Raw genomic sequence first — 25,601 nt, 5'->3', positions numbered from 1 at the left:
CGCGGCTCATGAATGAACCCGGCGCCGCGTATCTGTTGAGTTTGGCAATGTCGCCACGCTGTCGCAGATACAATTTGAAATCATTGACCGCCCCTTACACTGAGTCGGCTTTCACCACGCTGACCGGATCGCTGGAGGCCGAGAACCTGGCCCAGATAGGCGCCATTGAACCAAAGCAGTATGAAATATCCCGCAACACCGTTTATGGTGGTCATGTCATACGCTAAACCCGACAACAAAAAATCACCGTGAAACCCGTCGACGGGCTTCAAAGGTGGTGGGAGCTTTCCATGACTCAGCACATCGCGCAGACCAGCGCCGGCGAACTTGCCGCGTTCGTCAACGATCACTTCTCCGCTCGCGGCATTCGGCCTGATGGTGTGATCGCGCAATCCTGGTACCGCAGCGTGGTCGAGCATCGCCTCGACCCCGGCGCGGTCAGTCGCCAGAACGTGCTCTGCGCCGAAGACATTCGTCGCCATCAGCAGCAACACCAGCAATACCTCGCGATTGCCAGCCAGGGTCTCAACGGTTTGGCCCGGCGGGTGGTGCCGGCCGGTTTTGCCGTGCTGCTCAGCGATGAGCACGGCGTGACCCTCGACGCCCGGCTGCCCAGCCAGGACCAGGCCTACACGCGCTCCGGCCTGGTGGTGGGCGCGCGCTGGGACGAATCCATCGTGGGCACCAACGGCATCGGCACCACCCTCGCCGCCGCGCAACCCTTGATCATTCATCGCGCGGAACACTTCCTGGCGGCCAATGCGGGCCTGAGTTGTTCGGTGGCGCCGATATTCGACGCCCAGGGCCTGCTGCGCGGGTGCCTGAACGCCACGTGCCTGAATAGCGATGGCCCACGGGAAAGTCAGTACCTGACGTTGCAACTGGTGATCATGTACGCGCGCCTGATCGAAAATGCGCACTTTCGCCAGATGTACCGTGACCGCCTGACACTCTCCCTCAAACCCATCGATGAGATCGCCGACCTGGCCAACGAGCAATTGCTGGCCCTGGACGAAAGCGGAAGGGTCATCGGTGCCAATCGGGCGGCGTTTGTGGCCGCAGATGAAGCACGCGTACCGGCCCTGCTGGGGACGCCGATTGGCAAGCTGCTGCCGGCCAGCGTGGATGAACTGCTGCAATTCACCCATGGCGGCGCCCGCGGCGTGCGTTTGCGTGCCTTGCAGGGTGACGCGTTGTTGGACGTGGGCCTGCGTATTCCGTCCACCCAGCATCGCACTCCGGCAGTTACCGCTCCCCTGCGACCCGCCCACCCGGACCTGCAGCAACTGGCCGGCGGCGATCCGCCGTTGCAGCGCAGTGTCGAGCGCGTGCGCAAAATCATTGATAAAGGCATCTCGATCCTGATTACCGGTGAAACCGGCACCGGCAAGGAAGCCTTCGCCCGTGCGATCCATCAGGCCAGTAGCCTGCAACGTGGCCCGTTCGTGGCGCTCAATTGCGCTGCGATTCCGGAAGCGCTGATTGAAAGTGAGTTGTTCGGCTACCGCGCCGGCAGCTTCACCGGTGCGAGCAAGAAGGGCATGAAAGGCAAGCTGGAACAGGCCAACGGCGGCACTCTGTTCCTCGACGAAATCGGCGACATGCCCGCCCACCTGCAAACGCGCTTGCTGCGCGTACTGGCCGAGCGCGAAATTTCCCCCCTGGGCGCCGAAGCGCCTGTGCCGCTCAACGTACAAGTGATCTCCGCCACTCACCAGGACCTGCAGGCCATGATCCGTGAGAAGCACTTTCGCGAGGATTTGTACTACCGACTGGCGGGTATGAACCTGGCCCTGCCCGCCTTGCGCCACCGCGAGGACCGCAGCCTGCTGCTCGACAGGTTGCTTGCCGCCCAACCTGGCGCCGACGGCGTACAACTGACGCCTGAGGCCCGCGATTGCCTGCTGGGTTATGAATGGCCGGGGAATATTCGCCAACTGCTCAACAGCCTGCGCTATGCCGTGGCCCTGGCTGATCACGGCAGCCTCGACCGGGACTGCCTGCCCGCGGAGGTGTTGGTGCGTGCGCCCTCCGCCTGGCTGGCGGCTACACCCGCACCAGCCGGCAACCTGGCCGATCAACTGGGCGACGACGAATCACGCCATCTGCAGGCCACCTTGCGCCAGCATCGCTGGAACATCAGTGGCGCCGCTGCGGAGTTGGGGATCTCGCGCTCCACGTTGTACCGCAAGATGAAAAAGCATGGGGTCATCGCGCCGAACGATCAGTCTTGATAAATGGCGAGGGCGCACGCGCCCTCGCCACCGGTTTTGCTACTTCTCCGGCTCGTCTGGAAAGGATCAGATCTGGATATACACCACATGGGTATGGGTGTACTCGTACAGCCCGTGCTTGCCATCTGCCCCGCCAATACCCGACTTGCGGGTGCCCGCGTGGAAGCCTTGCATGGCCTCGAAGTTTTCGCGGTTGATGTAGGTTTCGCCGAAATCCAGGCGGTTGCTGGCCTGCATCGCCGCGCTCAGGCTGCGGGTGTACAGCGATGAGGTGAGCCCGTATTCACTGGCGTTGGCCAGGGCAATGGCTTCGTCCAGGTCGTCGACAATCTGGATCGGCAGCACCGGCCCGAAAATCTCCTCGCGCATGATCTCCATGTCGCTGCCACAGCCGGCCAGCACCGTCGGTTGGTAGTGGAAGCCCTGCCCCTTGTCAGCCACCGCACCGCCCGTGATCACCTGGGCACCCTGCCCCGTCGCGGTCTTGACCATGCGGGCGACCTTGTCCAGCGCGGCCTGGTTGATCAACGGCCCCATGTCCAGGTCCTGTTCGGCCAGAGGGTCGCCGTAGCGGGTTGCTGCCATCGACGCGGCAATCTGTTCGATAAACGAATCGGCGACCTTGCGCTGCACGTAGACACGCTCGGCGCAGTTGCAGACCTGGCCAGTGTTGATGATGCGCGACACAGTGATGGCCTTGGCCGCCAATTCGAGGTCGGCATCCGCCAGTACTATCGCCGGGGCCTTGCCGCCGAGTTCCAGGTTGAGCTTGGTAATGTTAGGCGCTGCCGCAGCCATGATCCGTGAGCCGGTGCCGACGCTGCCGGTGAAGCTGATCAGGTCGATGCCGGCGTGGCTGGTCAAGCTGTGGCCGACCGTCGCGCCCGTACCGCTGACCACGTTGAACACCCCTGCTGGCAGGTCGGTTTCGGCCACCAGCCGTGCAAATTCAAAACAGTTGATCGGGGTTTCTTCGCTGGGCTTGATCACGATGGTATTACCGGTGATCAGCGCCGGTGCCATCTTGCGGGCGATCAGGAAGAACGGGAAATTCCACGGCAATACGCCGGCGACCACGCCCAAGGGCTTGCGCAACAGGAAGATGCTCTCGCCCACCCGGTCACTGGTCAGCACTTCGCCTTCCAGGCGCCGCGCCCACTCGGCCATGTAGTCGAGGTAGTCGGCGGTAAAGTTCACTTCCACCCGGGCCAGCCCAAGCACCTTGCCTTGCTCGGCGGTGATGATGTGCGCCAGGCGCTCGGCGTTGTCGCGCACCTTGGTGGCGATCGCACGCAAGTAGCCGGCACGTTCGATGGCCGGGCGTGCGGCCCAGGGTTTCTGCGCCTGGCGGGCGGCAGCGATGGCCGCCTCGACCTGGTCGTGGCTGGCCTGCGGCACCCGCCCCAACAGTGTGGCATTGGCCGGGTTGTGGACGTCGATGTGCTGGTCGCTGGGCACGAAGGCGTTGGCGATGAAATTCTGGTAGTCGTTCAATTCAGGCATTGGAGTGCTCTCGCGGACAAAGTCAAAACACGCGCGCCCGCCCCACGGCCGGCGCGCACGGGGCCGTTACTGGGCGCTGAAGGTTTTCCAGACACCGCCTTCTTTTTTCAGGTCATGGCTGCGCTTGATCAGGTACTGATGGATCTGGTCCACCTGTTCAGGGGTAAAGGCGTCGGCAAACGACGGCATGCCATCCGGTACGCGACCGCCAAACAGAATGCCGAGGAACATCTGGTGTTTTTCCTGGGTCAGCTTGCGCAGGTCCGGCAGCACGCCGCCGCTGACGGCATGGATGCCGTGGCACTGCGAGCAATAACCGTCATAGAGCTTGGCGCCGGCCTCGATCGACGCGGTGTCGGTGCTCAACGCCGGTGGTTCAGGGGTGTTGGCAGGCGGCGCGGGCTCACGCAGTTTCGCCGTGCCACCGAGCTTGTAGGTCAGCACCTGGGAGAACGGCTGCACGCCGGCCCGCAGCGACAAGGCCCCGGCGAAGGTGGAAAACGCGCCGCCCCAACCGGCCATGAACGTGACGTATTGCTCACCGTCCACGCTGTAGGTGATCGGCGCCGCCATCACGCCGCTGGCGGCCGGTTGTTCCCAGAGTTTCTTGCCGGTGTCAGCCGCGTAGGCGATCACCCGCCCGTCGGCGCTGCCCTCGAACACCAGGTTGCCGGCGGTGCTCAGCGTGCCGCCGTTGAAGATGGTCACATACGGCACTTCCCAGGCGGCTTTCTGCTTGACCGGGTCCCAGGCGATCAGCTTGCCCGACCAGCCCTTGGCCATTTCCAGCAGGCCCTCGGCGTTCTCGGGCATCATCCCGGTGCGCAGGCCCAACTGGTACATGCTCTTGAACGGGTTGCGCTTGGGGGCTTCCGGGATGTGTTCGTAGTAGGCGGACATGATGTGCGCCGGGATATACACCAAGCCAGTTGTGGGGTTGTAGGACATCGGCTGCCAGTCGTGGGCGCCCCAGAAAGCCGGCGTGACCAGCTTGCGCTTGCCGTCTTTCCAATAGGCGGCGTTTTCCTCGTCGAGAATCGGCCGGCCGGTTTTCATGTCCATGCCCTTGGTCCAGCTCTGCGGCACGATGCCCTTGGCGGAGAGCAACTCGCCGGTGGCACGGTCGATCACATAAAAGAAGCCGTTCTTGGGCGCCTGCATCAGCACCTTGCGTTGCTGGCCGTCAATCGGCAGCTCGGCGAGGATCATGTGCTGGGTAGCGGTGTAGTCCCAGGCGTCGCCCGGTGTGGTCTGGTAGTGCCAGGCGTACTCGCCTGTGTCGGCGTTGACCGCGACGATCGAAGACAGGAAAAGGTTGTCACCCTTGGCCTGGCTGCGCCATTTCGGGTCCCACATCGACCCGTTGCCGACGCCGATGTACAAGAGGTTCAGCTCCGGATCGTAGGCAAACGAGTCCCACGCGGTGCCGCCGCCGCCCTGTTCGACGAAGGCGTCGCCGTGCCAGGTCTTGGCGGCAATCTCCATGGCCTTGTCTTCCGGCGGCAGCTTGGGATCGCCGGGCACCGTGTAGAAGCGCCACGCCTGCTTGCCGGATTCTGCGTCGTAGGCGGTGACGTAGCCACGCACGCCAAACTCGGCGCCACCGTTGCCGATCACCACCTTGCCGTTGACCACGCGAGGTGCGCCGGTGATGGTGTAGCTGCGCTTGTGGTCGGCCCGGGTGTCCACCGACCAGGCCCGTTGGCCGGTCTTGGCGTCAATGGCTTCCAGGCGACCGTCGAGCACGCCGACATACACCTTGCCCTTCCACACCGCCACGCCCCGGTTCACCGCGTCACAACAGGCTTCGCCCGCGCGGTTGCGGTCGGACTTGGGGTCATATTTCCACAGCAGCTTGCCGTCTCGCGCATCCAGGGCATACACCACGGAAAATGGCCCGGTGGTGTACATCACGCCATCCACCACGATAGGCGTGGCTTCCACACCGCGATCCAGGTCGAGCTTGTAGCTCCACGCCAGGCCCAACTGGCCGACGTTCTGCGCGTTGATGTCATTGAGCGGGCTGTAGCGCTGTTCATCGTAGGTACGCCCGGTGCTCATCCAGTTACCGGGCTCCTTGTCGGCAGCGATGATGCGCTGGCCGTCGACGTTGGCCGGCATGTCCTGCGCCCAGGCCGGTGCGGTACTGAGGTGGATGGCCAGTGCAACAAACAGGGCGTTGAGCGGCATCTTGCGAATGGTGGCGAGGCTGGTCTGCGGCATGGAGAACTCCTGATTCTTATTAGTAGCGAAGCATTCGCGCTGCGCAACAGGAGCTCAGCAACCCCCATGCCATGTCGCCGACTGGCCTGAAAGTGCCTGTTTACAGGGGTTTGGGTTGTGGCGCAGGATTGTCGCGGGTGCGACAGTTGTCGCATGTGCTGCGACAACTGCGTCATCGCTGCGACACAGGACCGGTCACCCTTGGGTTATGTGCATAACGCATGGCCCATGCCCAAGCGACATAATTGCTTAGGCTGCTGCGTGGTAATCTCCTACGACTACGACTAAATGAATCGGCTTGATCGTGTCTCGACGATGGCCAACACCAGGAAAGATCATGCCGAAAAAGTCTCACACAGCCCTGCGCCGCAATTTCCGTGAACTGCTTGCAACGCCCACCTGCGTTGAAACCGCTTCTGTCTTTGACCCGATGTCTGCACGTATCGCCGCCGACCTGGGTTTTGAGGTTGGCATCCTGGGGGGCTCCGTGGCCTCGCTTCAGGTCTTGGCAGCACCTGATTTTGCATTGATCACGCTGAGTGAGTTCGTTGAACAGGCCACCCGCATCGGCCGCGTCGCCCAACTGCCGTTTATCGCGGACGCCGACCACGGCTACGGCAACGCCCTCAACGTCATGCGCACCGTCGAAGAACTCGAGCGCGCCGGCGTGGCCGCGTTGACCATCGAAGACACCCTGCTGCCCGCGCAATTCGGGCGCAAATCCACCGACCTGATCTCCATCGACGAAGGCATCGGCAAGGTCCGCGCCGCGCTGGAAGCGCGTGTGGATCCGGAACTGTCGATCATCGCGCGCACCAACGCCGGAGTTCTACCGACCGAAGCGGTGATCGAACGCACCCTGGCTTACCAGAAAGCCGGTGCCGACGGGATCTGCATGGTGGGCGTGAGTGATTTCGAGCACCTGGAGAAGATCGCGGAACACCTCACGGTCCCGCTGATGCTGGTGACCTACGGCAACCCCAAACTCAACGACCCGCAGCGCCTGGCCAGCCTTGGCGTTCGGGTAGTGGTGGCTGGCCACGGTGCCTACTTTGCGGCGATCAAAGCCACGTATGACAGCCTGCGCGCCCAGCGCCAGTTGACCCACAGCACGGATAACCTGAGTGCCACCGAGTTGACGCACACCTACACACTGCCGGAAAGCTATGTGGCGTGGGCTGAAGAGTTCATGGATGTGAAAGAGTAGTCGCACCCTCGGCAACGCGATCCACCGCACCATCGGCGGTGGCAACCAGGCTGCTGGCCCGGTTTGCCCCAGCCGCGCTTTTCGAGGACCATGGGCGCCTTCTGTTTACCGTCAACAAGAGGCGCCCATGGCCAATCAAGACCTGTCCTACACCCCCGACCCGGACGCAGACTCCATTTCCTCCGATGTCGTCGGCTTCAACGGCATCCTGGTCTCCACCCAGATCCCCACCCGTGCCGACGGCAGCCTGGAGCTGGGCGATATCACTGCGCAAAGCGAATGCACGCTGCAGGCGCTGAAAGTGGCCCTGGAAAAGGCTGGCAGCGGCATGGACCGGGTGATGCACCTGACGATCTACCTGACCGACATGGCCGACCGTGCGGCATTCAACGAAGTCTACAAGCGCTACTTTGCCAAGCCGTGGCCTGTACGGGCGGCGGTTGGCGTCGCGGCGTTGGCGGTTGACGGCATGCGCGTGGAAGTGACCGCAATGGCCGCAAAAGCCTGAGCCGAATCAAGCACAACACCCATGTGGGAAGGGGCTTGCCCCCGATGACGGTAGGCCAGCCAGCAGATGAGTGGCCTGACACACCGCAATCGGGGGCAAGCCCCCTCCCACATTTACAGCTACAATGCCCGCCTCAACCGTGACAAGCCTGACTAAAAAAACTATGTCCTTGCCCAAGCACCACCTGGAATTGCTCAGCCCTGCCCGCGATGTGGCCATCGCGCGCGAGGCCATCTTGCATGGCGCCGACGCCATCTACATTGGCGGCCCAAGCTTTGGTGCCCGCCACAACGCCTGTAACGACGTGAGCGATATCGCGTCCCTGGTCGAATTCGCCCGCCGTTATCACGCGCGCGTGTTCACCACCATCAACACCATCTTGCATGACAACGAGCTCGAACCTGCGCGCAAGCTGATCCATCAGCTCTACGATGCCGGCGTCGATGCGTTGATCGTGCAAGACCTGGGCGTGATGGAGCTGGATATCCCGCCGATCGAGCTGCACGCCAGTACCCAGACCGACATCCGCACCCTGGGCCGCGCCAAGTTTCTCGACCAGGCCGGCTTCTCCCAGCTGGTACTGGCCCGCGAGCTGAACCTGCAAGAGATCCGCGCCATCGCCGACGAGACCGATGCCGCCATCGAGTTCTTCATCCACGGCGCCCTGTGCGTGGCGTTCTCCGGGCAGTGCAACATCTCCCACGCGCAGAACGGCCGCAGCGCCAACCGTGGCGACTGCTCCCAGGCCTGCCGCCTGCCGTACACCTTGAAAGATGACCAGGGCCGCGTCGTGGCCTTCGAAAAGCACCTGTTGTCGATGAAAGACAACAACCAGAGCGCCAACATTCGCGCGCTGGTCGAGGCCGGCGTGCGTTCGTTCAAGATCGAAGGTCGCTACAAGGACATGGGCTATGTGAAGAACATCACCGCCTACTACCGCCAGCGCCTCGATGAAGTGCTTGAAGACCGCCCGGACCTGGCCCGTGCCTCCAGCGGGCGTACCGCGCACTTCTTCCTGCCGGACCCGGAAAAAACCTTCCACCGTGGCAGCACCGACTATTTCGTGACCGACCGCAAGGTCGACATCGGCGCCTTCGACACCCCGACCTTCACCGGCCTGCCGGTCGGCGTGGTAGAGAAAGCCGGCAAGCGTGACTTGCAGGTGGTCACCCATGAGCCACTGTCCAATGGCGACGGCCTCAATGTGCTGGTCAAGCGCGAAGTGGTGGGTTTCCGTGCCAACATCGCCGAGCCTAAGGGCGAATTCGAAGAAGACGGCCAGAAGCGCTACCGCTACCGCGTCGAGCCGAACGAAATGCCCGCCGGCCTGCACCAGTTGCGCCCGAACCACCCGCTGAACCGCAACCTGGACCATAACTGGCAACAGGCGCTGCTCAAGACGTCGTCCGAACGTCGAATCGGCCTGACCTGGGCCGCGCGTCTGCGCGAAGCGCAGCTTGAAGTCACGGCGACCAGCGAAGAAGGCATCAGCGCCAGTGTCACCCTGCCCGGCCCATTTGGCGTGGCCAACAAACCGGAACAGGCGCTGGACACCCTGCGCGACCTGCTCGGCCAACTGGGTACCACCGAATACCACGCCACCGACATCCAGCTGGATGCACCGCAGGCGTTCTTCATCCCCAACTCGCAGCTCAAGGCCTTGCGCCGCGAAGTGATCGAGGCGCTGACCGCCGCCCGTGTGGCTGCGCACCCGCGCGGTGGCCGCAAAGCCGAAAGCACCCCGCCGCCGGTGTACCCGGAGGCCCACCTGTCGTTCCTGGCCAACGTCTACAACCAGAAGGCCCGCGACTTCTACCACCGTCACGGCGTCAAGCTGATCGACGCGGCCTTTGAAGCCCATGAAGAAACCGGCGAAGTGCCGGTGATGATCACCAAGCACTGCCTGCGTTTCTCGTTCAACCTGTGCCCGAAACAGGCCAAGGGTGTGACGGGGGTGAAGACCAAGGTGGCGCCGATGCAATTGATCCATGGCGATGAAGTGCTGACGCTGAAGTTCGACTGCAAGCCGTGCGAGATGCACGTGGTGGGCAAGATCAAGGGGCATATCCTTGGCTTGCCGCAACCAGGCAGCGCGGTAGAGCATTTCAACCCGGAAAACATCATCTTTCAGGGCACGCACTGACCCTCCGGGAGCGGGGCCACCACCAGCCCCGCTGCAACCCCGCAGCCGCCAGCAGAATCGCTGCCACCCCCAGCCATTGCAGCGCGCCCAACCGATGCCCGAAGGCGATCCAATCGACGAAGATCGCCGCAATCGGATAGATGAACGACAGGGCGCCGGTCAAGGCCGTCGGCAGTTTCTGGATCGCACCGTAGAGCAGCACGTACATCACGCCGGTATGCACCACGCCGAGTGTGGCCAGTGCCGCCCAGGCATTCGGGGCGACCGGCAGGGTGTTCCAGGGCACCAGCGGCGCCAGCAGCAGCGCACCGGTCGTAACCTGGATCAGCGCCAGCAGGTGCGGCGGTATACCCTTCAAGCGCTTGATGATCAATGCCGCTACCGCATAGAGAAATGCCGCGCCCAGTGCCAAAACGACCCCCATCAGGTATTCGCCACCGCCCTGACGCGCGCCGTGAGCCGTGACGATTGCCAACATGCCGACAAAGGCCAGACTCAGCCAGGCAAGTTTCTGCACGGTGATCTTTTCGCCCAGGAACACCGCTGCCAGCATCACCAGCATGAACGGCTGCACGTTGTACACCGCTGTGCTGATGGCGATGGACGCCCGTGAGTAGGACTCGAACAGCAATAGCCAATTGCCGACAATCGCCAGGCCACTGAGCATTGCCAGGCCCAATGCCTGCCAACTGAGCAGATCGCGCCGCAGGTAGCCCAACCCCGCGCACACCAGCAGCAGCGTCAGCCCGCCGATGACGCAGCGCCAGAACACCACTTCGATCACCGACACACCCGACACCAGCACAAACCAGCCGATAGTGCCCGAAATCAGCATGGCGGCGACCATTTCCCACGACCCGCGACGAATGGAAGTGTCCATGTATAGGCTCCTCAAGTGAGGCTCAAGTATGGCAATCTGCGCTGCAACCGCTCCAGTGAGTAACTAAGGCGAAATGCCCCGTTGACCTTTTCTTATTAGGCAGACTTCATGATCGACACTATCGACCAGCAACTGATCGTCGCTTTGATGGATGACTCGCGCTTGTCACTCAAGGCACTGGCGGGCATCACCGGGCTGTCGTCACCCAGCGTCAGCGAACGGTTGCGGCGCCTGGAGGAGCGCGGCGTGCTCACCCACTACACGGTCACCATCGACCCCAAACACTTCGGCTACCTGCTGCAAGCCATCGTGCGTATCCGCCCCCTGCCCGGCAAGTTGCACGAAGTCGAGCGGCAGATCCAGGCGATCCCCGAGTTCACCGAGTGCGACAAGGTTACCGGCGAAGACTGCTTTATCGCGCGCCTGCATGTGCGCACCATGGATCACTTGGACAGCCTGCTCGACCGCCTGAATGCCTACGCCGAAACCAACACGGCCATCGTCAAGAAAACCCCGGTGAAACGGCGGCTGCCACCGTTGGCGGGCGAATGATATTGAACCAGCTTCCTGAGGCCACTCTCCAACGTGGATCTACCACGGCCCAGGACTGGTTCGATGACCTTTATTCTATGGATGGCCGTACTGGGCGCCGTATTGCTCACCCTCGCCCTCACCTCCTCCTATCTACGCTGGATGCCGGTCACGACGTCCGCCGTGTGCCTGTTACTGGGTGTGGCCATCGGGCCGTTGGGCGTGGACCTGCTGCACCTGGACATCAAGGGCTCGGCGCGCTGGATGGAGCACCTCACTGAAGTCGCTGTACTGTTTTCACTGTTCGTCAGCGGCCTGAAACTGCGCCTGCCCCTCAGGCACCGCATGTGGCGCATCGCCTATGGCATGGCGGGGCCAGTGATGTTGCTGACCATCCTGGGGATCTGCCTGGCGTTGCACTACCTGTTCGCGCTGTCATGGGGGGTGTCGTTGATGGTCGGGGCGATCCTGGCGCCTACCGACCCCGTGCTGGCGGGGCTGGTTCAGGTCAACGATGCGCAGGACTATGACGCCTTGCGCTTCGGCTTGTCCGGCGAGGCGGGAATGAATGACGGCACCGCATTCCCCTTCGTGATCTTCGCCCTGCTGTTCATGCAGCACGGCGGATTCGACGGTGATTGGTTCAACGGCTGGGTCCTGAAGAACCTTCTCTGGGCGGTGCCTGCAGGACTGCTGATCGGTTACTGGATGGGCCGCGGCATCGGGCGCCTGACGTTATGGCTGCGCATCACCCACAGCGACAGCACACTGTCCCCGAATGACTACCTGACATTGGCCCTGATCGCCCTGGCTTACGTGGTGGCCGAGGCGATGGGCGGCTACGGGTTTCTCTCGGTCTTCGCGGCAGGATTGGGTCTGCGCCAGGCCGAGTTCAGGTCCACCGGCAATTCCCGGACGCCGTCCGAACACCTGGCGCTACCGGTAGTGGGTCACCTGGAAGTGGAGCCGGATCGAGCGTTGAAAGGCGACGTCAGTGAGCTTCAAGACACGCAGATCGCCGCCGGCGTGATGATGGGCGACATGCTGTCGTTTGGCAGCCTGGTGGAACGCTCGATGGAGGTTTTCCTGGTGACGGTGCTCGGTGTGGTGCTCGCCAGCCATTGGGATTGGCGTGCATTGCCGATTGCCGCACTGCTGTTTTGCGTAATCCGGCCAGTCAGCGTGCTGGCGATGCCTTGGGGGCAATTGCTCACGGGCCGTCAACGCGGGCTGGTGGGTTGGTTTGGCATTCGGGGGATTGGCAGCATCTACTACCTGTTCTACGCGCTGAACCACGGGCTCATCGGCACCAGCAGTGCGGTAGCCGTGAACCTCACCTTATCGGTGATCGCCTTGAGCATCGTCGTTCATGGGTTGAGCACCCAACCAATGCTGGCCTGGTATGAACGACGAGCCAAAGCGGACGATCAGTCCTGATTCTCGCTGTTGCCCACATCCGCTGCTTCGTCCAGATCATTGAGCGGCACTTCTGCGTCATCCATCAAGGAGCCCGGGTCTTCGTTGCCTGGGTCGTTGAGTTCGTCGTCCAGTTCTTTAGACATGCTGGTCTCCTCTAGCCGCCTTGGGTATCGATGTCGGCATCGGTTTCAGGCTTGACTTCCGGCTCGGGCTTGAAGTCCGGGCTGTAGTCGTTGTCCTTGGCATCCGGGTCGCTGGCGGGCGTCGGGTCCTTGGGCGCGTCGGCCGCGGTACCCGGTGCCGGTTCGCCGCCGTCGATGGCCGGGTCGTTGCGGCCGTCAACTTGAGGGTCGTGATCATTGCTCATGGGTCACCTCTTTGCAGGGTCTGAATTTTTACCTGCGTAAAGCTAAGGCGCCGGCCAAACCAATGAAGTTCCATTCAGTTGTTCAGCCTCCGGGATTATCCACCTGGATGTAGAACGCATAGGCCGCCAGCAGGACCCAGAACACCATGAAAATCCACGGGGTACGCACCGAAAACAGCAGCGACTTGCGATAGCCCTTGTGGGAAGACTCGCGTTCGGAAAACAGCGGCGACTCATCGTAGGCCAGGCCCATCACCGGCTCACTGTGCAGCAGGTGGCTCTGCTTGAAGTGCCAGTGATCGATGATGTCATACGCCGCCCGTATCCCCGGCCACGCGTTGAGGGAGCTGAGAATGCCCAACAGCGCGAGAAACAATGGGATCACCAGGGTGAACAGCTTGCCCCATTCAGGATTGAGGTTGCCCATGCCGGACACGAAGGCGATGACCAGAAAGGATTGCGCCGTCAGGTAGGCGTCCGTGCGGTTGGCGAGGATGGTGGTTTCGTACTGGATCTCGCGTCGGTAGAAATCCAGGCGATCCTTGGGTGACCCGAAGATCTTGGCGTTGTGCTCGCTGTGATCGGTCAACGTCGCTTCAGGATTCAAGGGGGAGATGATTCTGGGCACGGGCGTGCTCCACACAGGGTCAAGACTGGTTAGATGAACGGGGGGCCGATGAAGTTCAGTTCGCTCGCGCACCATTATGAGGCGCAGCGCGCACGTCACTGAAGCGCGGAACAGGTGCTTGGATGATTGAAAACAGGCGTATACAGGAACTTCCGTAGGGCAATAAGCACGCGGCTGACCCACATGACGCTCTGGAATGAACAAACCGGGCATTCCGGCACACGCATTGCTTTATCCCTTCACTACCGCCCGCACACAGGAGCATTCGTTACCCCCCGACCCAGAGCCGATCCCATAAGAAAACAAGGACCAGGCCCTATGGCACCCTGCGCCACGGGCTCATAAACATGCGTTTTTCAAAGCGGCAGTGCCACCCACGCTTCCCTCGGCACTGACAAGGTACTGGAATGGCTCGATCTTTCTTCGATGAAATGAATGACGCAAATGGCGTGTGCCGTGCGCACTATCAGGATTTTTCCCGCTGGCTGGCCAACACGCCACCCGAAGTGCTGGCCCAGCGTCGCCGCGAAGCCGACTTGCTCTTCCATCGCGCCGGCATCACCTTCACCCTGTACGGCGACGAGCAAGACACTGAACGCCTGATCCCCTTCGATATCATCCCCCGCAGCATCCCCGCCAGCGAGTGGAGCGTGATCGAACGCGGCTGCATCCAACGCGTTACGGCGCTGAACATGTTTCTCGCCGACATCTACCACGACCAACGCATCATCAAAGCCGGGATCATTCCGGCGGACCAGGTGCTGGGCAACGAGGGCTATCAGAAGGCAATGGTCGGCTTGGACCTGCACCGCGACATCTATTCCCACATCTCCGGTGTCGACCTGGTGCGCGACGGTGACGGCACCTACTACGTGCTGGAAGACAACCTGCGCACCCCCAGCGGCGTGAGCTACATGCTCGAAGACCGCAAGATGATGATGCGCCTGTTTCCCGAGGTGTTCGCCAAACAGCGGATCGCCCCGGTGGACCACTACCCCAACCTGCTGCTCAAGACCCTGAAAAGCGCCAGCCGCCTGGACAATCCCAACGTGGTGGTGCTGACCCCGGGCCGCTTCAACAGCGCGTTCTTCGAGCATGCGTTCCTGGCCCGGGAAATGGGCGTGGAACTGGTGGAAGGCGCCGACCTGTTCGTGCACGACCTCAAGGTGTTCATGCGTACCACCGACGGCCCCAAGGCCGTGGACGTGATCTACCGCCGCATCGACGACGCGTTCCTCGACCCCCAGGCGTTCAACCCCGAATCCATGCTCGGCGTACCGGGGCTGGTCGCGGCGTATTGCGCGGGCAACGTAGTGCTGGCCAACGCGATCGGCACCGGCGTGGCCGATGACAAGTCGATTTACCCTTATGTGCCGGAAATGATCCGCTTCTACCTCGATGAAGAACCGGTGCTGCAAAACGTGCCGACGTTCCAGTGCCGCAAGCCTGACGAACTGTCCCATGTGCTGGCCCACCTGCCAGACCTGGTGGTCAAGGAAACCCAGGGCTCTGGCGGCTACGGCATGCTGGTCGGGCCGGCGTCCACCGCTGCCGAAATCGAGGATTTTCGCCAGCGCATCAAGGCGCGGCCCCACGCATACATCGCCCAACCCACCCTGAGCCTGTCCACCTGCCCCACCTTTGTCGAAAACGGCATCGCGCCCCGGCATATCGACCTGCGGCCCTTTGTGCTGTCCGGCAAGGAAACCCGCCTGGTACCCGGTGGCCTGACACGCGTGGCGTTGCGTGAAGGTTCACTGATCGTCAACTCGTCGCAGGGCGGCGGAACCAAGGACACCTGGGTGGTGGAGGACTGAGCATGTTGAGTAGAACCGCCGCAGATCTGTATTGGATGTCCCGTTACCTGGAGCGCGCCGAGAACCTGGCGCGCATGCTCGAGGTGAGTTATTCGCTGTCGCTGATGCCCCAGGCCGGGCGCAGCGACGGGCTGGACGAACTGGCGATGTCGTTGCTCAGCAGCGGCACCCTGGACAGCTACCTGGAACGGCACTCGCAACTGGACGCCGAACGCATGCTGCACTTCTTCGCCCTTGACGAAGAAAACCCCGCCAGCATCTATAACTGCCTGCGTGCCGCGCGAGGCAATGCCCATGCGGTGCGCGGCCGCATCACCGCCGACATGTGGGAAAACCTCAACGCCACCTGGCTGGAAATGCGCAGCATCGCCGCCGGAGGACTGGCGCGGCACGGCATCAGCCACTTTTGTGACTGGGTCAAGCAGCGCTCACACCTGTTTCGTGGGGCGACATCCGGGACCATCATGCGCAATGACGCCTATCGGTTCATTCGCCTGGGCACCTTTGTCGAGCGCGCGGACAACACCTTGCGCCTGCTGGATGCGCGCTACGAGATGTTCGGCGAGGAATCGGAAGAGGTCAGCGACCTGTCGGCACGTGGCTATTACCAGTGGAGCGCCCTGTTGCGCGCGTTGTCGTCGTTCGAGGCCTACACCGAGCTGTACCCGAATGCGCTGAATGCACGCTCGGTGTCAGAGCTGTTGCTGTTGCGCAGCGACGTCCCGCGCTCGCTGCACGCCTGTATCGAGGAATTGAGCCATATCCTCGCGGACCTGCCCGGCAGCTATGGGCGAACGGCTCAGCGCCTCGCGGCAGAGTTCGAGGCGCGGCTGCGCTACACCGGCATCGACGAAATCCTCGAAGCCGGCCTGCACAGCCGCCTGACCGAGTTCATCGACACCGTGCGCGAACTGGCGCGGGCCATCCACAGCTCGTACCTCGAAGTGGTTTGAGCCACACAGGGGGATAAGTCTGTATCGATGTACTGACGGACACGCCGCTATCGGGGGCAAGCCCCCTCCCACATTGGACCGCGCCAACCCGAATCCAGATGACACTGCCCGGTAAACCTGTGGGAGGGGGCTTGCCCCCTCCCACATTGGACCGCGCCAACCCGATCCAGATGACACTGCCCGGTAAACCTGTGGGAGGGGGCTTGCCCCCGATGGCGGTGGGTCAGTCAATGAGGTACTGACCGCTGCCCACCGATGGGGTCTTCAATGTGACAGGAACGCGAGGATCAGGCGGTTGACCTGCCGGGACTGTTCGTTCTGGATCCAGTGGCCGCAGTTGGCCAGCACCTGCTGTTCAAGATTCGGCACCGTCTCGGGCATGCGCTTGAGGGTATGGGCTTCGAAGACACCGACCGGGTCGCGGTCGCCAATCAGGAACAGCGTGGGTTGCAGCACCTGTCGGCCACTGAGGCATTCGGTGCTGTGCCAGTTGCGCTCAAAATTGCGATACCAGTTCAATGCACCGCGAAAACCGTGTTCCGCAAAGCTTTGCACGTAAACGTCGAGGTCCTTGCGTGTGCACCACGCCGGCAAGGCGTCGGGTTCTGCAACACCCTCGAGCAACCGTGCAGTGGCCGGTTTCGTCTGCAGGAACACATCCTGCGCCTGCATGAAAAACCGCAGCGTGCGCTCGATATCCGCATCCAATTCCTGCTCAGCCACACCGGGCGCCTGGAAGTAGAGGATGTAGTTGAAACGCTCGGCGTACAGCTCGCGCAGGATCTCGATCACCGGCCGACGGGCGCGCCCGGCAAACGGTACCGACATCGTGATCAAACGGCGGACGCGTTCGGGTTCAAGCAACGCCAGGTGCCAGGCCACCACGGCGCCCCAGTCATGGCCGACCATCACCACCTGCGTATGACCAAAATAGTCCATGGCCTGCTGGATATCGCCGCACAGCGTGAGTAGATCGTAGTCGCTGATCTCAGCCGGTGAACTCGACGCGCCATATCCGCGCATCTCCGGCGCGAATACCCGATAGCCTGCTGCCACCAGCGCAGGAATCTGCTCGCGCCAGGAGTGCCAGCATTCAGGGAAGCCGTGCAACAACCAGATCGGCTCGCCCTGCTCGGGGCCTTCGATGTGTACGCACAATTCAATACCGTTGACCGGGATAATCTGCTGGCTCATGGCATGGCCTTGTTCAAGGTTTTGCGCAGCCTGCAACAAGGCCCGCGCTGGCGCCAGCATCATTGATGGCGGGAATAACTCAATCCACCACCCACCAACGCGGCAACAGCTGACGCACCCGCGCCTCACCGAAGCGGTCATCGATCAGCATCACCACGCCCCGGTCCTGTTGGCTGCGGATCACCCGCCCCGCCGCCTGCACGACTTTCTGGATACCGGGGTAGAGATAGGTGTAGTCATGACCGGCGCCGAAAAGCGTGCCCATGCGCACTTTCATCTGTTCGTTGACCGGGTTCAGTTGCGGCAAACCGAGCGTGGCGATAAACGCGCCGATCAAGCGCGCGCCCGGTAAGTCGATGCCCTCGCCGAACGCGCCGCCCAGCACGGCAAAGCCGATGCCCTGGCTGTGCTCGGTGAATTGGTCGAGAAAGCCCTGGCGTTCGGCCTCGGCCATCCCGCGCGACTGCTGCCAGCGCGGGATCTGCGGATGCCGCTCGGCGAGCAACTGCGCCACCTGCTGCTGGTAGTCAAAACTGGAGAAAAACGCCAGGTAGTTGCCCGGTTGCCGGGCGAACTGCCCGGCGATCAACGCAACGATGGGTTCCAGCGACGCCTGGCGGTGCACGAAGCGGGTGGAGATTTCGTCGACGATGCGCACCTGCAGTTGCTCGGCCTTGAACGGCGACTCCACATCGATCCACGCAGTATCGGCGGGCAGCCCGAGCAAATCGGCGTAGTAATGACGCGGGCTCAAGGTGGCGGAAAACAGCACGCTGCTGCGCGCAGCGGTCAACCGGGGGCGCAGGAACTCGGCGGGCACCACGTTGCGCAGGCACAGGGTGGAACTGCTGCGCTTGCCACTGAGCTGGCGCTTGCTGATATCAAAGATGAACTGCTCATTGAACAACTCGGCCACCTTGGCGAACTGCAGCACCTCGAAGTAGAAGGCTTGCAGGTCGCCGCTCAGGGATTCCGGATGCTCATTGAAGTACTCGCCCATGGCGCTGACGCACAGACTCAATGCGTTCAGAAGTTTTTCCGGGCGGGCGGCATAGGCCTGGTACAGCGCGACCTGGTCCTTGTGCAGGGCATTCCATTCTCGGTTCAGACGCTGCAAGGATTTCTTCAGCGGTTCGGGTGCCGTGTCACGCAAGGTCTTGAGGCTGTATTGGTCGAGGCTGGCGCTGTACATGGCGCGGCCGCGCTCCACCAGGTTGTGGGCTTCGTCCACCAGCACAGCGGCGCGCCACTGGTTGAGCTGGGCCAGGCCGAACAGCATGGCGCCAAAGTCGAAATAATAATTGTAATCGGCGACCACCAGGTCGGCCCAGCGCGCCATCTCCTGGCTGAGGTAATACGGGCAGACATCGTGGGCCAGGGCCACCTCCCGCAGGTTGCGCTGGTCGAGCATCTGCACGGTGGAGGCAGCGATACGCGCGGCGGGCAGACGGTCATAAAAGCCCTTGGCCAGCGGGCACGATTCACCGTGGCAGGCCTTGTCCAGGTGCTCGCAGGCTTTGTCCCGTGCCACCAGCTCCAACACGCGCAACGGCAAGTCGGGGCTGTGGGCATGCAGCACCTGGGCCGCATCGAGGGCGAGCTTGCGCCCCGGCGTCTTGGCCGTGAGAAAAAACACCTTGTCCAACTGCTGAGGCGCCAGCGCCTTGAGCAGTGGAAAAAGGGTGCCGATGGTCTTGCCGATGCCCGTAGGCGCCTGGGCCATCAGGCAGCGGCCGGTGCTGACCGCCTTGTAGACCGTTTCCGCCAACGCCCGCTGACCGGTGCGGAAACCGGCATGGGGGAACGCCAGGGTGTGCGCCGCCGTGTTGCGGGCCTGGCGGTGTTGCATCTCCTGCCGGGCCCAGTCCAGAAACAACGCGCATTGCTGGTTGAAGAACGCTTCCAGCACGTGCGCCTGGAAGCGTTGATTCAACAGGGTCTCCCCCTCGCCGACGATATCGAAATACACCAACGCCAGGTCGATCTCACCCAGCCCAAGCTTTTGGCACATCAGCCAGCCGTAGACCTTGACCTGGGCCCAGTGCAATTGCCGGTGGTTGGCCGGCTGGGCGTCGAGGTCGCCACGGTAGGTTTTGACCTCTTCCAGGCGATTGGCATCCGGATCGTAGCCGTCCGCCCTGCCCCGCACCTTGAGTTGCTGGTACTCGCCTTCCAGCGCCACTTCGTTCTGGTAATGCTGGTTGCGCCGCGAGGCCACGGTACGATGACCGACGATGCCCTCCTGCGCACTGGGTGACGGCGTAAAGCGCAAGTCCAGGTCGCCGACCTTTGCCGTGAACTCACACAGCGCCCGCACGGCCACGCTGTAGCTCAAGCCGACTGCTCCGCCCAGCGCACGTAGCAGACGGTGACCGGCATCTGGTATTCGCCGCAGAACTCCAGCCAGCGCAGTTGGTTGTCCTGAAGACGGTCGCCGGGGCCCTTCACTTCGATCATGCGGTAGGACTTTTGCGCCGGCCAGAACTGGATCAGGTCCGGCATGCCAGTGCGGTTGGCACGGATATCCGTCAGCAGCCGTTCAAACCAGTAGCGCAGATGCTCGGCGGGCAGGCATTCCAGGGCTTGCTCCAGCAAGTCTTCACCGAGCAGGTTCCAGAACACGAACGGCGACTGAATGCCCCACTTGTCGACATAACGCTGGCGGATGGTGGTTTTGTAGCGCTCATCCTGCAGTTGCGCAAAACACGCGGCAAACAGCGGTGCGCGCCGCTGATGGAAGTCTTCACTGTGCAGGTCCGCCGGCCCGCGCTGAAACGGGTGGAAGAACGACCCCGGCAGCGGCGCGAAGATCACGTCCCAGCACAGCAGGCCGAACAACGAGTTGATCAGGCCGTTTTCCACGTAGTGCACCGGCCCATCCGGCTCGCTGAGATGGGCCTGCACGCAATACTCCACCGACATCAGCGGTTCCGGCACCGCGAGGGCCAGGTCCAGGCGCGTGACCGCACGCGGCTTGGCCTTGGGCAACGCCGGCTCGCCCAGTTTGCGCCGCAATCGGGGCACTACACGCAGCAGGTGCTGTTGCTCGGCGGCGCTTTCGGGTTGCTGCTGCGCCGTACTGGCCAAGGCCATCGCCTGGGCGTAATCCTCCTGGCGCTCCAGCACCCGGATCAACCGCGCGCGAGCGCCCGGATAGGCGCAATCGCGATAAATCCGTGCCGCCAACCCCAGCTCGGCACTGCGCTCGCAGTACTGGCCGATCTGGAACGACAGCTTGGCGCGGCGTTTTTCCAGCCACGGGTTATCGGTCTGCAGGCTGGCGACCTGCGCCAACACCGCTTCCAGCGGCTCTCCCGCTTCAAATCCTTGCTGGCACTGGTGCAGGAACAGGAATCCATGCACGTCATCGCGGCTGCGCAACCCCCGGGATTCCGCGCAGAACTCGACTTTTTCGTAGGTGTAGATACCCAGGTCGGCCAACACGAACTCGGACCAGTCCTGGTGCAGGTTGCCGAAAAACAGCAGGCGCAGGCGGTCGCACAGTTCCATCACGGTGAGGCTGTAAAGGCGGTCGGCCAGTTCAGGGCACCACTGGGCGAAGCTGCGGCTGTCGCTGAACTGCCCTGTCAGCCCTTCGAGCCAGTCTGCCTTCTTGCCCTTGGGCTGATCGATCCAGGGTTTGAACGCCGTGAGGACCTCGCCTTTCTGCAGCAGGTGGAACAGTTCACCAAAAGCCAGCAGGGCTTGGTCATCGACCCAGCCCTGCTCGAGCAGGGGCGTGGCGGCGGCGTGGGGGCAGCCGATCTCCAGGTAGTTGAGCTTGCCCGCACGAAAATGCATGCCTTTGCGCATCACCATGCGCACCAGCAGTGCTTGGGAGGCTTCGGGCAACCTGTCGAATTGCTGAATGAAATGCGCTTCGTCAGGGGCCAGCAGATCGGCATAGCGCTGCCCCAGCCAGAGCAGGACCTGGCGGAAGTTATGCAGGTAATAGAGCGGGTCGTCGAGGGGATTGGCCATGGCGCGCATTGTTCAAATACTGGTTATGCATACAGAGTGCCGTCGCTCATGGCTTGTTGCAATCAGTAATAGATAAATGGCATCCGCAACTTTTTGCATAAAAGTGATCAGATGGGGGAGTCGATGACGTAAAATTTGCTACCCGCGGCCCATGGCGTGGGACTTTTCAAGGTTAAAGGTAAGGGTTATGAACATGAAGAATTTGGGGCTGCCGCTGGTTGCACTCACGTTCCTGGCATTGGCCGGTTGCGCAACGCAAACCGTGGTCACGCTGCAAAACGGTACACAGTATTTGACCAAGGATTCCCCCAAGACCCAGACCGCCGATGGCTTCTACGAATTCACCGATATCGCCGGCAAACGCGTGCGCGTCAAGGCTGACGACGTAGCCACCGTGCGCAAGGAAGATTGATCCGCCAGGCGCTGGCCGGACCGGCGCCTATCCGGCCCAGCCGGTCCTGGCCAACGCGCCCAGCAAGACGTCACCCTTCAAGCCAGGCACGAGCAGGCCATCATCCGTGGTCATGTCCTCACCCGCCAGGATGGCATTGATGATCGCCTCCTCCACCGCCTCCGCCGCCGCACAGAACAGTGGCGAGATGTGGTCGTTGTTGACCATGTCCAACTGGCTGCTCAACGGCAGGTCCTTGCGCGCGTAGTCGGCAGGCGGCAGATCGCGGTTGCCGGTGGCGAACGCCAGGAACAGATCTCCGCTTGAGTCCTCAGTCCCGCCACCGGTACGCGCGATGCCGATGGACGCCCGTTGCGCCAGGCGCTGGCACTGGTGCGGCAACAACGGCGCGTCTGTGGCCAGGATCACCACGATCGAACCCATGCCCGGCGTCCCGCGCTCGGCGAACGGCGACGGGATGTCCAGCAACTGACGGCCCACCGGATAACCATCCACCCGCAGCTCCTGCCGCTTGCCATGGTTGGCCTGCACCAGTACGCCCACCGTCCAGCCGCCCTGCTCCGCCGGTAAGCGCCGCGACGCGCTGCCAATGCCGCCTTTGAATTCGTGACAGATCATGCCGGTGCCACCGCCTACCGAGCCCTCCTGCACGGGCCCGCCTTCGGCCCGGTCGATGGCGTCGCGCACCTGTTCGGGCCCGACATGCTGGCCCCAGATGTCATTGAGCAAACCATCATACGTCTCCATCACCACCGGCATGCACCAGTACACGGCGGGGTCTTGCAGGCGCTCGCGCTCCAGGGCAATCAACGTGTCGCGCACGATCCCGATGCTGTGGGTGTTGGTGATGGCCAGCGGTGTGGTCAACAGACCGGCTTCGCTGATCCATTCAAGGCCGGTCGCATCGCCATTGCCGTTGAGCACGTGGTACCCGGCAAAGCAGGGTTGCTGGCGGGCCTCACCGGCCCTGGGCTGGATCACGGTGACGCCGGTGCGCACCTGTTTGCCGTCGATACGGGTCTTGAGGGTGCTGTGACCCACCCGTACGCCAGGCACGTCGGTGATTGCGTTCAGTTCGCCAGGCGTACCGAGCCCCAAGGTGATACCGATGTGACGTGCGCGCATAACCACTCCTTACAATTTCTGAAAGACCGGACTCGACCGGCCGCTGATGCAATACAGAATCACCGACAATGCCAGCAAGCCGATGATGATCATGATGTCCCGCACCGACGCGGCCACGACCAGGGTGACCAGCAGATACCCCGCCCCCAGCACCGCCAGCACTGCTGGCAACGGCCACAACGGCATGCGATAGGGATGGGCGCGGTCATGCAGCAGCACGCGGCTCATCAGCGCGCTCAGCGCCACGGCCAGGTACACCAGCATGATCAGCAGCACGCTGAACGAGGTGAGGTCCGCCAGGTTGGAGCTGAAACTCAGCAGCGCCGAGGGAATCGCCAGGAACAGCGTGGCCAGCCACGGCGAATCCCAGCGCGGGTGGATACGGGTAAACAGCTTGTTGATGGTCGGCGTCCACAGGGCATCGCGGCCGCTGCTGAAGACCACGCGGCCGATCTGGATCACGATGGCGACGATGGCATTGAACACCGAGAGGAAGATCCCCGCGCTGACCAGCCGTGACAGGGTTTCATTGCCGTGGCTGCTCAGCAGATAGCCGATGGGGTCGGGGCTGCTGATCATTGCGCTGAGCGAAGGTGCACCGATCAACAGCGCGGTGATGGGCACCAGTTCGATCACCACCACCAGCCCCAGAGACCACAGCACCGCCTTGTGCACGCCTTTGCCGCCGCACTTCATGTCTTCGGCCAGCAATACGGCGGGGCCGTAGCCGTTGTAGGAAAACAACCCGATGCCCACCGCACCGATCACCAGTGCCCAGGGCGCCAGGTGCAGCATGCCGTTCTCGACGATCTGCGGTTGGAACAGCACGCTCACCGGTTGCACCGGGTTGCCAAAGCCGATGGCCACAATCACCAACAGTGCAGCGACCTCCAGCAGCAGGCAAGTGCCCGTGATCCAGGCATTGAGCTTGATATTGAGGATGCCCAGGGCGTAACTGCACACCACGATCACCAGGGCGACGGTCTGTGAATCGAATGCCGTGCCCAGCGCGTTGTTCAAATAGGTCGCGGCGCCCGTGGCCAGTACCGGCGGGATAAACAGCAACATCACCAGCACCGTCAGGAACGTGGCATACCCCGCCATGCCGCCAAACACGCGCTTGGCGTACACATATTCGCCGCCCGCGCTGTTGTGGGCGCGGCCCAGTTCGGCGTAGCAAAACGCGAACATCAGCGCAAGCAGGCCGGCCATCACGAATGCCAGGAACACGCCGCTCCCGGCTTGCTGGATGGCGAATGGCGCGATGACAAATACGGAACTGGCCGGCGTCACGGCGGAGACGGTGATGGCGACTACATCGAACACGCTCAACGTGGGTTTCAGCACGCCGTCGGGCGTGGGGGAAGTGCTCATATCGTTATCCTCTGTCGTTGTTCTTGGTTGAGGCAGAAACGAAAGGTCTGAACATCGTGGGGTATGTTTCCCACTCAATGATGCAGAAGATAAACAGGGCGTTCATGTCGGCCAATTCCCCTATTGGCGTACTCCCCTTGACGACACCCTGTAAAAGCCGAACCCTTGGCCGATCTTTTGAGCGGCGGGAGCCTGTGATATGAGCCTGTTCCGAGAAGTCGGCATGCACGCTGGCCTGGGCCGCACCCTCGCGCAGATCGGCACCGAGCGTTTCTGGAAACAGCTGGTGTTGTTGCTGCACCAGTGCCTGCCGTTCGATAACGCCCTGGCGATTTTCTACCCGGTCGACGGCGCTCCTCAGGCGCTGGAAGAGTACGACGCCCTGCCCAACGGCAAGCCGGCGTCGATGCTGGCCTATCTCAATGGCTTGTACTTGCTCGACCCGTTCTTCCAGGCATGCCGCGAAGGCTATGCCAGTGGCGCCTATCGCCTGGAGGAAGTGGCGCCTGACCACTTTCGCCAGAGCGAGTATTTCCTCAGTTATTTCCACGACAACGTGCTGGAGGATGAGGTGCAGTTCATCCTGCAACTGCCGGGCACAGGCACACTGTCCCTGTCGCTGGGCAGGCAGCGCCGCTTCAGTGATGAAGAGACTGGGCTGATGACCACGCTGGCCGCCTGGGTGCTGCCGTTGATGCAGCAACACTGGCAGCAAAGCACTGAGCGCGCGCCGGCGATGGACAGCCAGATACGGGATGCGTTGAGCCAATTTGGCTGTGGCGTGTTGTCTGAGCGGGAATTGGAGGTGGCGCGCCTGGTGCTGCGCGGGTTTTCGTCCAAAGCCATGGCTGAGCGGCTGAACATCTCGCCGGATACGGTCAAGGTGCATCGCCGGCATTTGTACGCGAAGCTGGATATCTCGTCACAGCCGGAGCTGTTTTCATTGTTTATCCAGTCGTTGGGGCATGACCTGGAAAACCCGTAGCCACAGTAAAAAGTGTAGGCGTGGGCTTGCCCGCGAAGGCGGCATGTCAGTCATTCATGTATCGACTGGCCCACCGCAATCGCAGGCAAGCCAGCTACCACATTGGATCTGTGCCCG

The 25,601-nt window shown here is 62.4% G+C and carries 22 protein-coding genes; 11 read left to right on the top strand and 11 right to left on the bottom strand.

Translation table 11 applies throughout. The features are described from left to right. Nucleotides 1–8: 8 nt before the first annotated feature. Nucleotides 9–227, top strand: coding sequence for a hypothetical protein (locus CQ041_RS26130; protein WP_146116045.1), 219 nt, complete (start codon nucleotides 9–11; stop codon nucleotides 225–227). 63 nt (nucleotides 228–290) lie between these two features. Continuing rightward, nucleotides 291–2,234, top strand: coding sequence for a sigma-54-dependent Fis family transcriptional regulator (locus tag CQ041_RS06045; protein WP_105521565.1), 1,944 nt, complete (start codon nucleotides 291–293; stop codon nucleotides 2,232–2,234). A 66-nt stretch (nucleotides 2,235–2,300) separates the two neighbouring features. Here the strand turns inward: CQ041_RS06045 and aldA are convergent, their stop codons facing one another. Together aldA and CQ041_RS06035 are read right to left on the bottom strand one after the other, a co-directional pair. Further along, nucleotides 2,301–3,737: an aldehyde dehydrogenase gene (aldA, locus tag CQ041_RS06040; protein WP_105521564.1), complete on the bottom strand. Its 1,437-nt coding sequence runs from the start codon at nucleotides 3,735–3,737 to the stop codon at nucleotides 2,301–2,303. A 66-nt stretch (nucleotides 3,738–3,803) separates the two neighbouring features. After that, the gene (locus CQ041_RS06035; protein WP_105521563.1) at nucleotides 3,804–5,960 is read right to left on the bottom strand and encodes a PQQ-dependent dehydrogenase, methanol/ethanol family; all 2,157 of its coding nucleotides are present in this window, start codon (nucleotides 5,958–5,960) and stop codon (nucleotides 3,804–3,806) included. 337 nt (nucleotides 5,961–6,297) lie between these two features. Here CQ041_RS06035 and CQ041_RS06030 point away from each other — a divergent pair, with 337 nt between their 5' ends. The 3 genes from CQ041_RS06030 (at nucleotide 6,298) to CQ041_RS06020 (ending at nucleotide 9,818) form a co-directional block, all read left to right on the top strand. Continuing rightward, a complete protein-coding gene (locus CQ041_RS06030) occupies nucleotides 6,298–7,167 on the top strand; it encodes an oxaloacetate decarboxylase (protein WP_105521562.1) in 870 nt (289 codons plus the stop codon). 127 nt (nucleotides 7,168–7,294) lie between these two features. Next, entirely contained in the window at nucleotides 7,295–7,675 is a 381-nt protein-coding gene (locus CQ041_RS06025) for a RidA family protein (RefSeq protein ID WP_105521561.1), read from the top strand. 163 nt (nucleotides 7,676–7,838) lie between these two features. Continuing rightward, the gene (locus tag CQ041_RS06020) at nucleotides 7,839–9,818 is read left to right on the top strand and encodes a U32 family peptidase (RefSeq protein WP_105521560.1); all 1,980 of its coding nucleotides are present in this window, start codon (nucleotides 7,839–7,841) and stop codon (nucleotides 9,816–9,818) included. On the opposite strand, the gene CQ041_RS06015 is transcribed toward CQ041_RS06020, so the two are convergent. After that, the gene (locus CQ041_RS06015; protein WP_105521559.1) at nucleotides 9,796–10,698 is read right to left on the bottom strand and encodes a DMT family transporter; all 903 of its coding nucleotides are present in this window, start codon (nucleotides 10,696–10,698) and stop codon (nucleotides 9,796–9,798) included. The genes CQ041_RS06020 and CQ041_RS06015 overlap by 23 nt on opposite strands. A gap of 108 nt (nucleotides 10,699–10,806) precedes the next feature. Here CQ041_RS06015 and CQ041_RS06010 point away from each other — a divergent pair, with 108 nt between their 5' ends. Further along, a complete protein-coding gene (locus CQ041_RS06010) occupies nucleotides 10,807–11,250 on the top strand; it encodes an Lrp/AsnC family transcriptional regulator (protein WP_105521558.1) in 444 nt (147 codons plus the stop codon). Nucleotides 11,251–11,313: 63 nt separating this feature from the next. Further along, complete coding sequence (locus CQ041_RS06005; protein WP_105521557.1) at nucleotides 11,314–12,666, top strand: sodium:proton antiporter; 1,353 nt, start codon at nucleotides 11,314–11,316, stop codon at nucleotides 12,664–12,666. Here CQ041_RS06005 and CQ041_RS26510 read toward each other — a convergent pair. The 3 genes from CQ041_RS26510 to CQ041_RS05995 form a co-directional block, all read right to left on the bottom strand. Next, complete coding sequence (locus tag CQ041_RS26510) at nucleotides 12,657–12,791, bottom strand: hypothetical protein (RefSeq protein ID WP_256586744.1); 135 nt, start codon at nucleotides 12,789–12,791, stop codon at nucleotides 12,657–12,659. The genes CQ041_RS06005 and CQ041_RS26510 overlap by 10 nt on opposite strands. Nucleotides 12,792–12,802: 11 nt before the next feature. Next, nucleotides 12,803–13,015, bottom strand: coding sequence for a hypothetical protein (locus tag CQ041_RS06000; protein WP_105521556.1), 213 nt, complete (start codon nucleotides 13,013–13,015; stop codon nucleotides 12,803–12,805). Between the two features lie 82 nt (nucleotides 13,016–13,097). After that, on the bottom strand, nucleotides 13,098–13,643 hold the full coding sequence (locus tag CQ041_RS05995; protein ID WP_105521555.1) for a hypothetical protein: 546 nt from the start codon (nucleotides 13,641–13,643) through the stop codon (nucleotides 13,098–13,100). A gap of 407 nt (nucleotides 13,644–14,050) precedes the next feature. Here CQ041_RS05995 and CQ041_RS05990 point away from each other — a divergent pair, with 407 nt between their 5' ends. Next, on the top strand, nucleotides 14,051–15,460 hold the full coding sequence (locus CQ041_RS05990; protein WP_105521554.1) for a circularly permuted type 2 ATP-grasp protein: 1,410 nt from the start codon (nucleotides 14,051–14,053) through the stop codon (nucleotides 15,458–15,460). A 2-nt stretch (nucleotides 15,461–15,462) separates the two neighbouring features. Beyond that, nucleotides 15,463–16,413, top strand: coding sequence for an alpha-E domain-containing protein (locus CQ041_RS05985; protein ID WP_105521553.1), 951 nt, complete (start codon nucleotides 15,463–15,465; stop codon nucleotides 16,411–16,413). Nucleotides 16,414–16,677: 264 nt separating this feature from the next. Here CQ041_RS05985 and CQ041_RS05980 read toward each other — a convergent pair whose 3' ends face one another. The 3 genes from CQ041_RS05980 to CQ041_RS05970 all read right to left on the bottom strand — a co-directional run bounded on the left by CQ041_RS05980 (nucleotide 16,678) and on the right by CQ041_RS05970 (nucleotide 21,588). Further along, on the bottom strand, nucleotides 16,678–17,607 hold the full coding sequence (locus CQ041_RS05980) for an alpha/beta fold hydrolase (RefSeq protein WP_105521863.1): 930 nt from the start codon (nucleotides 17,605–17,607) through the stop codon (nucleotides 16,678–16,680). A 79-nt stretch (nucleotides 17,608–17,686) separates the two neighbouring features. Further along, nucleotides 17,687–19,942: an ATP-dependent DNA helicase gene (locus CQ041_RS05975; RefSeq protein ID WP_105521552.1), complete on the bottom strand. Its 2,256-nt coding sequence runs from the start codon at nucleotides 19,940–19,942 to the stop codon at nucleotides 17,687–17,689. After that, a complete protein-coding gene (locus tag CQ041_RS05970; RefSeq protein WP_105521551.1) occupies nucleotides 19,939–21,588 on the bottom strand; it encodes a VRR-NUC domain-containing protein in 1,650 nt (549 codons plus the stop codon). The genes CQ041_RS05975 and CQ041_RS05970 overlap by 4 nt, the downstream gene beginning before the upstream one ends. A 187-nt stretch (nucleotides 21,589–21,775) precedes the next feature. Here CQ041_RS05970 and CQ041_RS05965 point away from each other — a divergent pair, with 187 nt between their 5' ends. Further along, nucleotides 21,776–22,000 (top strand): YgdI/YgdR family lipoprotein, encoded by a 225-nt coding sequence (locus CQ041_RS05965; protein ID WP_105521550.1) that lies wholly within the window; start codon nucleotides 21,776–21,778, stop codon nucleotides 21,998–22,000. Between the two features lie 27 nt (nucleotides 22,001–22,027). Here CQ041_RS05965 and CQ041_RS05960 read toward each other — a convergent pair whose 3' ends face one another. Together CQ041_RS05960 and CQ041_RS05955 are read right to left on the bottom strand one after the other, a co-directional pair. Then, the gene (locus tag CQ041_RS05960) at nucleotides 22,028–23,125 is read right to left on the bottom strand and encodes a P1 family peptidase (protein ID WP_105521549.1); all 1,098 of its coding nucleotides are present in this window, start codon (nucleotides 23,123–23,125) and stop codon (nucleotides 22,028–22,030) included. Nucleotides 23,126–23,134: 9 nt separating this feature from the next. After that, nucleotides 23,135–24,499 (bottom strand): APC family permease, encoded by a 1,365-nt coding sequence (locus CQ041_RS05955; RefSeq protein ID WP_105521548.1) that lies wholly within the window; start codon nucleotides 24,497–24,499, stop codon nucleotides 23,135–23,137. A gap of 199 nt (nucleotides 24,500–24,698) precedes the next feature. Between CQ041_RS05955 and CQ041_RS05950 the strand changes: the two genes are divergently transcribed. Continuing rightward, nucleotides 24,699–25,484, top strand: coding sequence for a LuxR C-terminal-related transcriptional regulator (locus tag CQ041_RS05950; RefSeq protein ID WP_105521547.1), 786 nt, complete (start codon nucleotides 24,699–24,701; stop codon nucleotides 25,482–25,484). The last annotated feature ends 117 nt before the right edge of the window (nucleotides 25,485–25,601 follow it).

Source organism: Pseudomonas sp. MYb60 (genome assembly GCF_002979555.1).
GTDB lineage: Bacteria > Pseudomonadota > Gammaproteobacteria > Pseudomonadales > Pseudomonadaceae > Aquipseudomonas.
Note: the sequence above shows the minus strand (reverse complement) of the source record. Positions and strands in the feature narration are given on the sequence as shown.

What these genes read in the sequence shown, in the direction of transcription:
- CQ041_RS06045 (WP_105521565.1), top strand. Translation starts at nt 291, where the DNA reads ATGACTCAGCACATCGCGCAGACCAGCGCCGGCGAACTTGCCGCGTTC.
- CQ041_RS06030 (WP_105521562.1), top strand. Translation starts at nt 6,298, where the DNA reads ATGCCGAAAAAGTCTCACACAGCCCTGCGCCGCAATTTCCGTGAACTG.
- CQ041_RS05950 (WP_105521547.1), top strand. Translation starts at nt 24,699, where the DNA reads ATGAGCCTGTTCCGAGAAGTCGGCATGCACGCTGGCCTGGGCCGCACC.
- CQ041_RS06010 (WP_105521558.1), top strand. Translation starts at nt 10,807, where the DNA reads ATGATCGACACTATCGACCAGCAACTGATCGTCGCTTTGATGGATGAC.
- aldA (WP_105521564.1), bottom strand. Translation starts at nt 3,737, where the DNA reads ATGCCTGAATTGAACGACTACCAGAATTTCATCGCCAACGCCTTCGTG.
- CQ041_RS05990 (WP_105521554.1), top strand. Translation starts at nt 14,051, where the DNA reads ATGGCTCGATCTTTCTTCGATGAAATGAATGACGCAAATGGCGTGTGC.
- CQ041_RS05965 (WP_105521550.1), top strand. Translation starts at nt 21,776, where the DNA reads ATGAACATGAAGAATTTGGGGCTGCCGCTGGTTGCACTCACGTTCCTG.
- CQ041_RS06015 (WP_105521559.1), bottom strand. Translation starts at nt 10,698, where the DNA reads ATGGACACTTCCATTCGTCGCGGGTCGTGGGAAATGGTCGCCGCCATG.
- CQ041_RS05985 (WP_105521553.1), top strand. Translation starts at nt 15,463, where the DNA reads ATGTTGAGTAGAACCGCCGCAGATCTGTATTGGATGTCCCGTTACCTG.
- CQ041_RS06035 (WP_105521563.1), bottom strand. Translation starts at nt 5,960, where the DNA reads ATGCCGCAGACCAGCCTCGCCACCATTCGCAAGATGCCGCTCAACGCC.
- CQ041_RS05960 (WP_105521549.1), bottom strand. Translation starts at nt 23,125, where the DNA reads ATGCGCGCACGTCACATCGGTATCACCTTGGGGCTCGGTACGCCTGGC.
- CQ041_RS06025 (WP_105521561.1), top strand. Translation starts at nt 7,295, where the DNA reads ATGGCCAATCAAGACCTGTCCTACACCCCCGACCCGGACGCAGACTCC.
- CQ041_RS05970 (WP_105521551.1), bottom strand. Translation starts at nt 21,588, where the DNA reads ATGGCCAATCCCCTCGACGACCCGCTCTATTACCTGCATAACTTCCGC.
- CQ041_RS06000 (WP_105521556.1), bottom strand. Translation starts at nt 13,015, where the DNA reads ATGAGCAATGATCACGACCCTCAAGTTGACGGCCGCAACGACCCGGCC.
- CQ041_RS06005 (WP_105521557.1), top strand. Translation starts at nt 11,314, where the DNA reads ATGACCTTTATTCTATGGATGGCCGTACTGGGCGCCGTATTGCTCACC.
- CQ041_RS05955 (WP_105521548.1), bottom strand. Translation starts at nt 24,499, where the DNA reads ATGAGCACTTCCCCCACGCCCGACGGCGTGCTGAAACCCACGTTGAGC.
- CQ041_RS26130 (WP_146116045.1), top strand. Translation starts at nt 9, where the DNA reads ATGAATGAACCCGGCGCCGCGTATCTGTTGAGTTTGGCAATGTCGCCA.
- CQ041_RS06020 (WP_105521560.1), top strand. Translation starts at nt 7,839, where the DNA reads ATGTCCTTGCCCAAGCACCACCTGGAATTGCTCAGCCCTGCCCGCGAT.
- CQ041_RS05980 (WP_105521863.1), bottom strand. Translation starts at nt 17,607, where the DNA reads ATGAGCCAGCAGATTATCCCGGTCAACGGTATTGAATTGTGCGTACAC.
- CQ041_RS26510 (WP_256586744.1), bottom strand. Translation starts at nt 12,791, where the DNA reads ATGTCTAAAGAACTGGACGACGAACTCAACGACCCAGGCAACGAAGAC.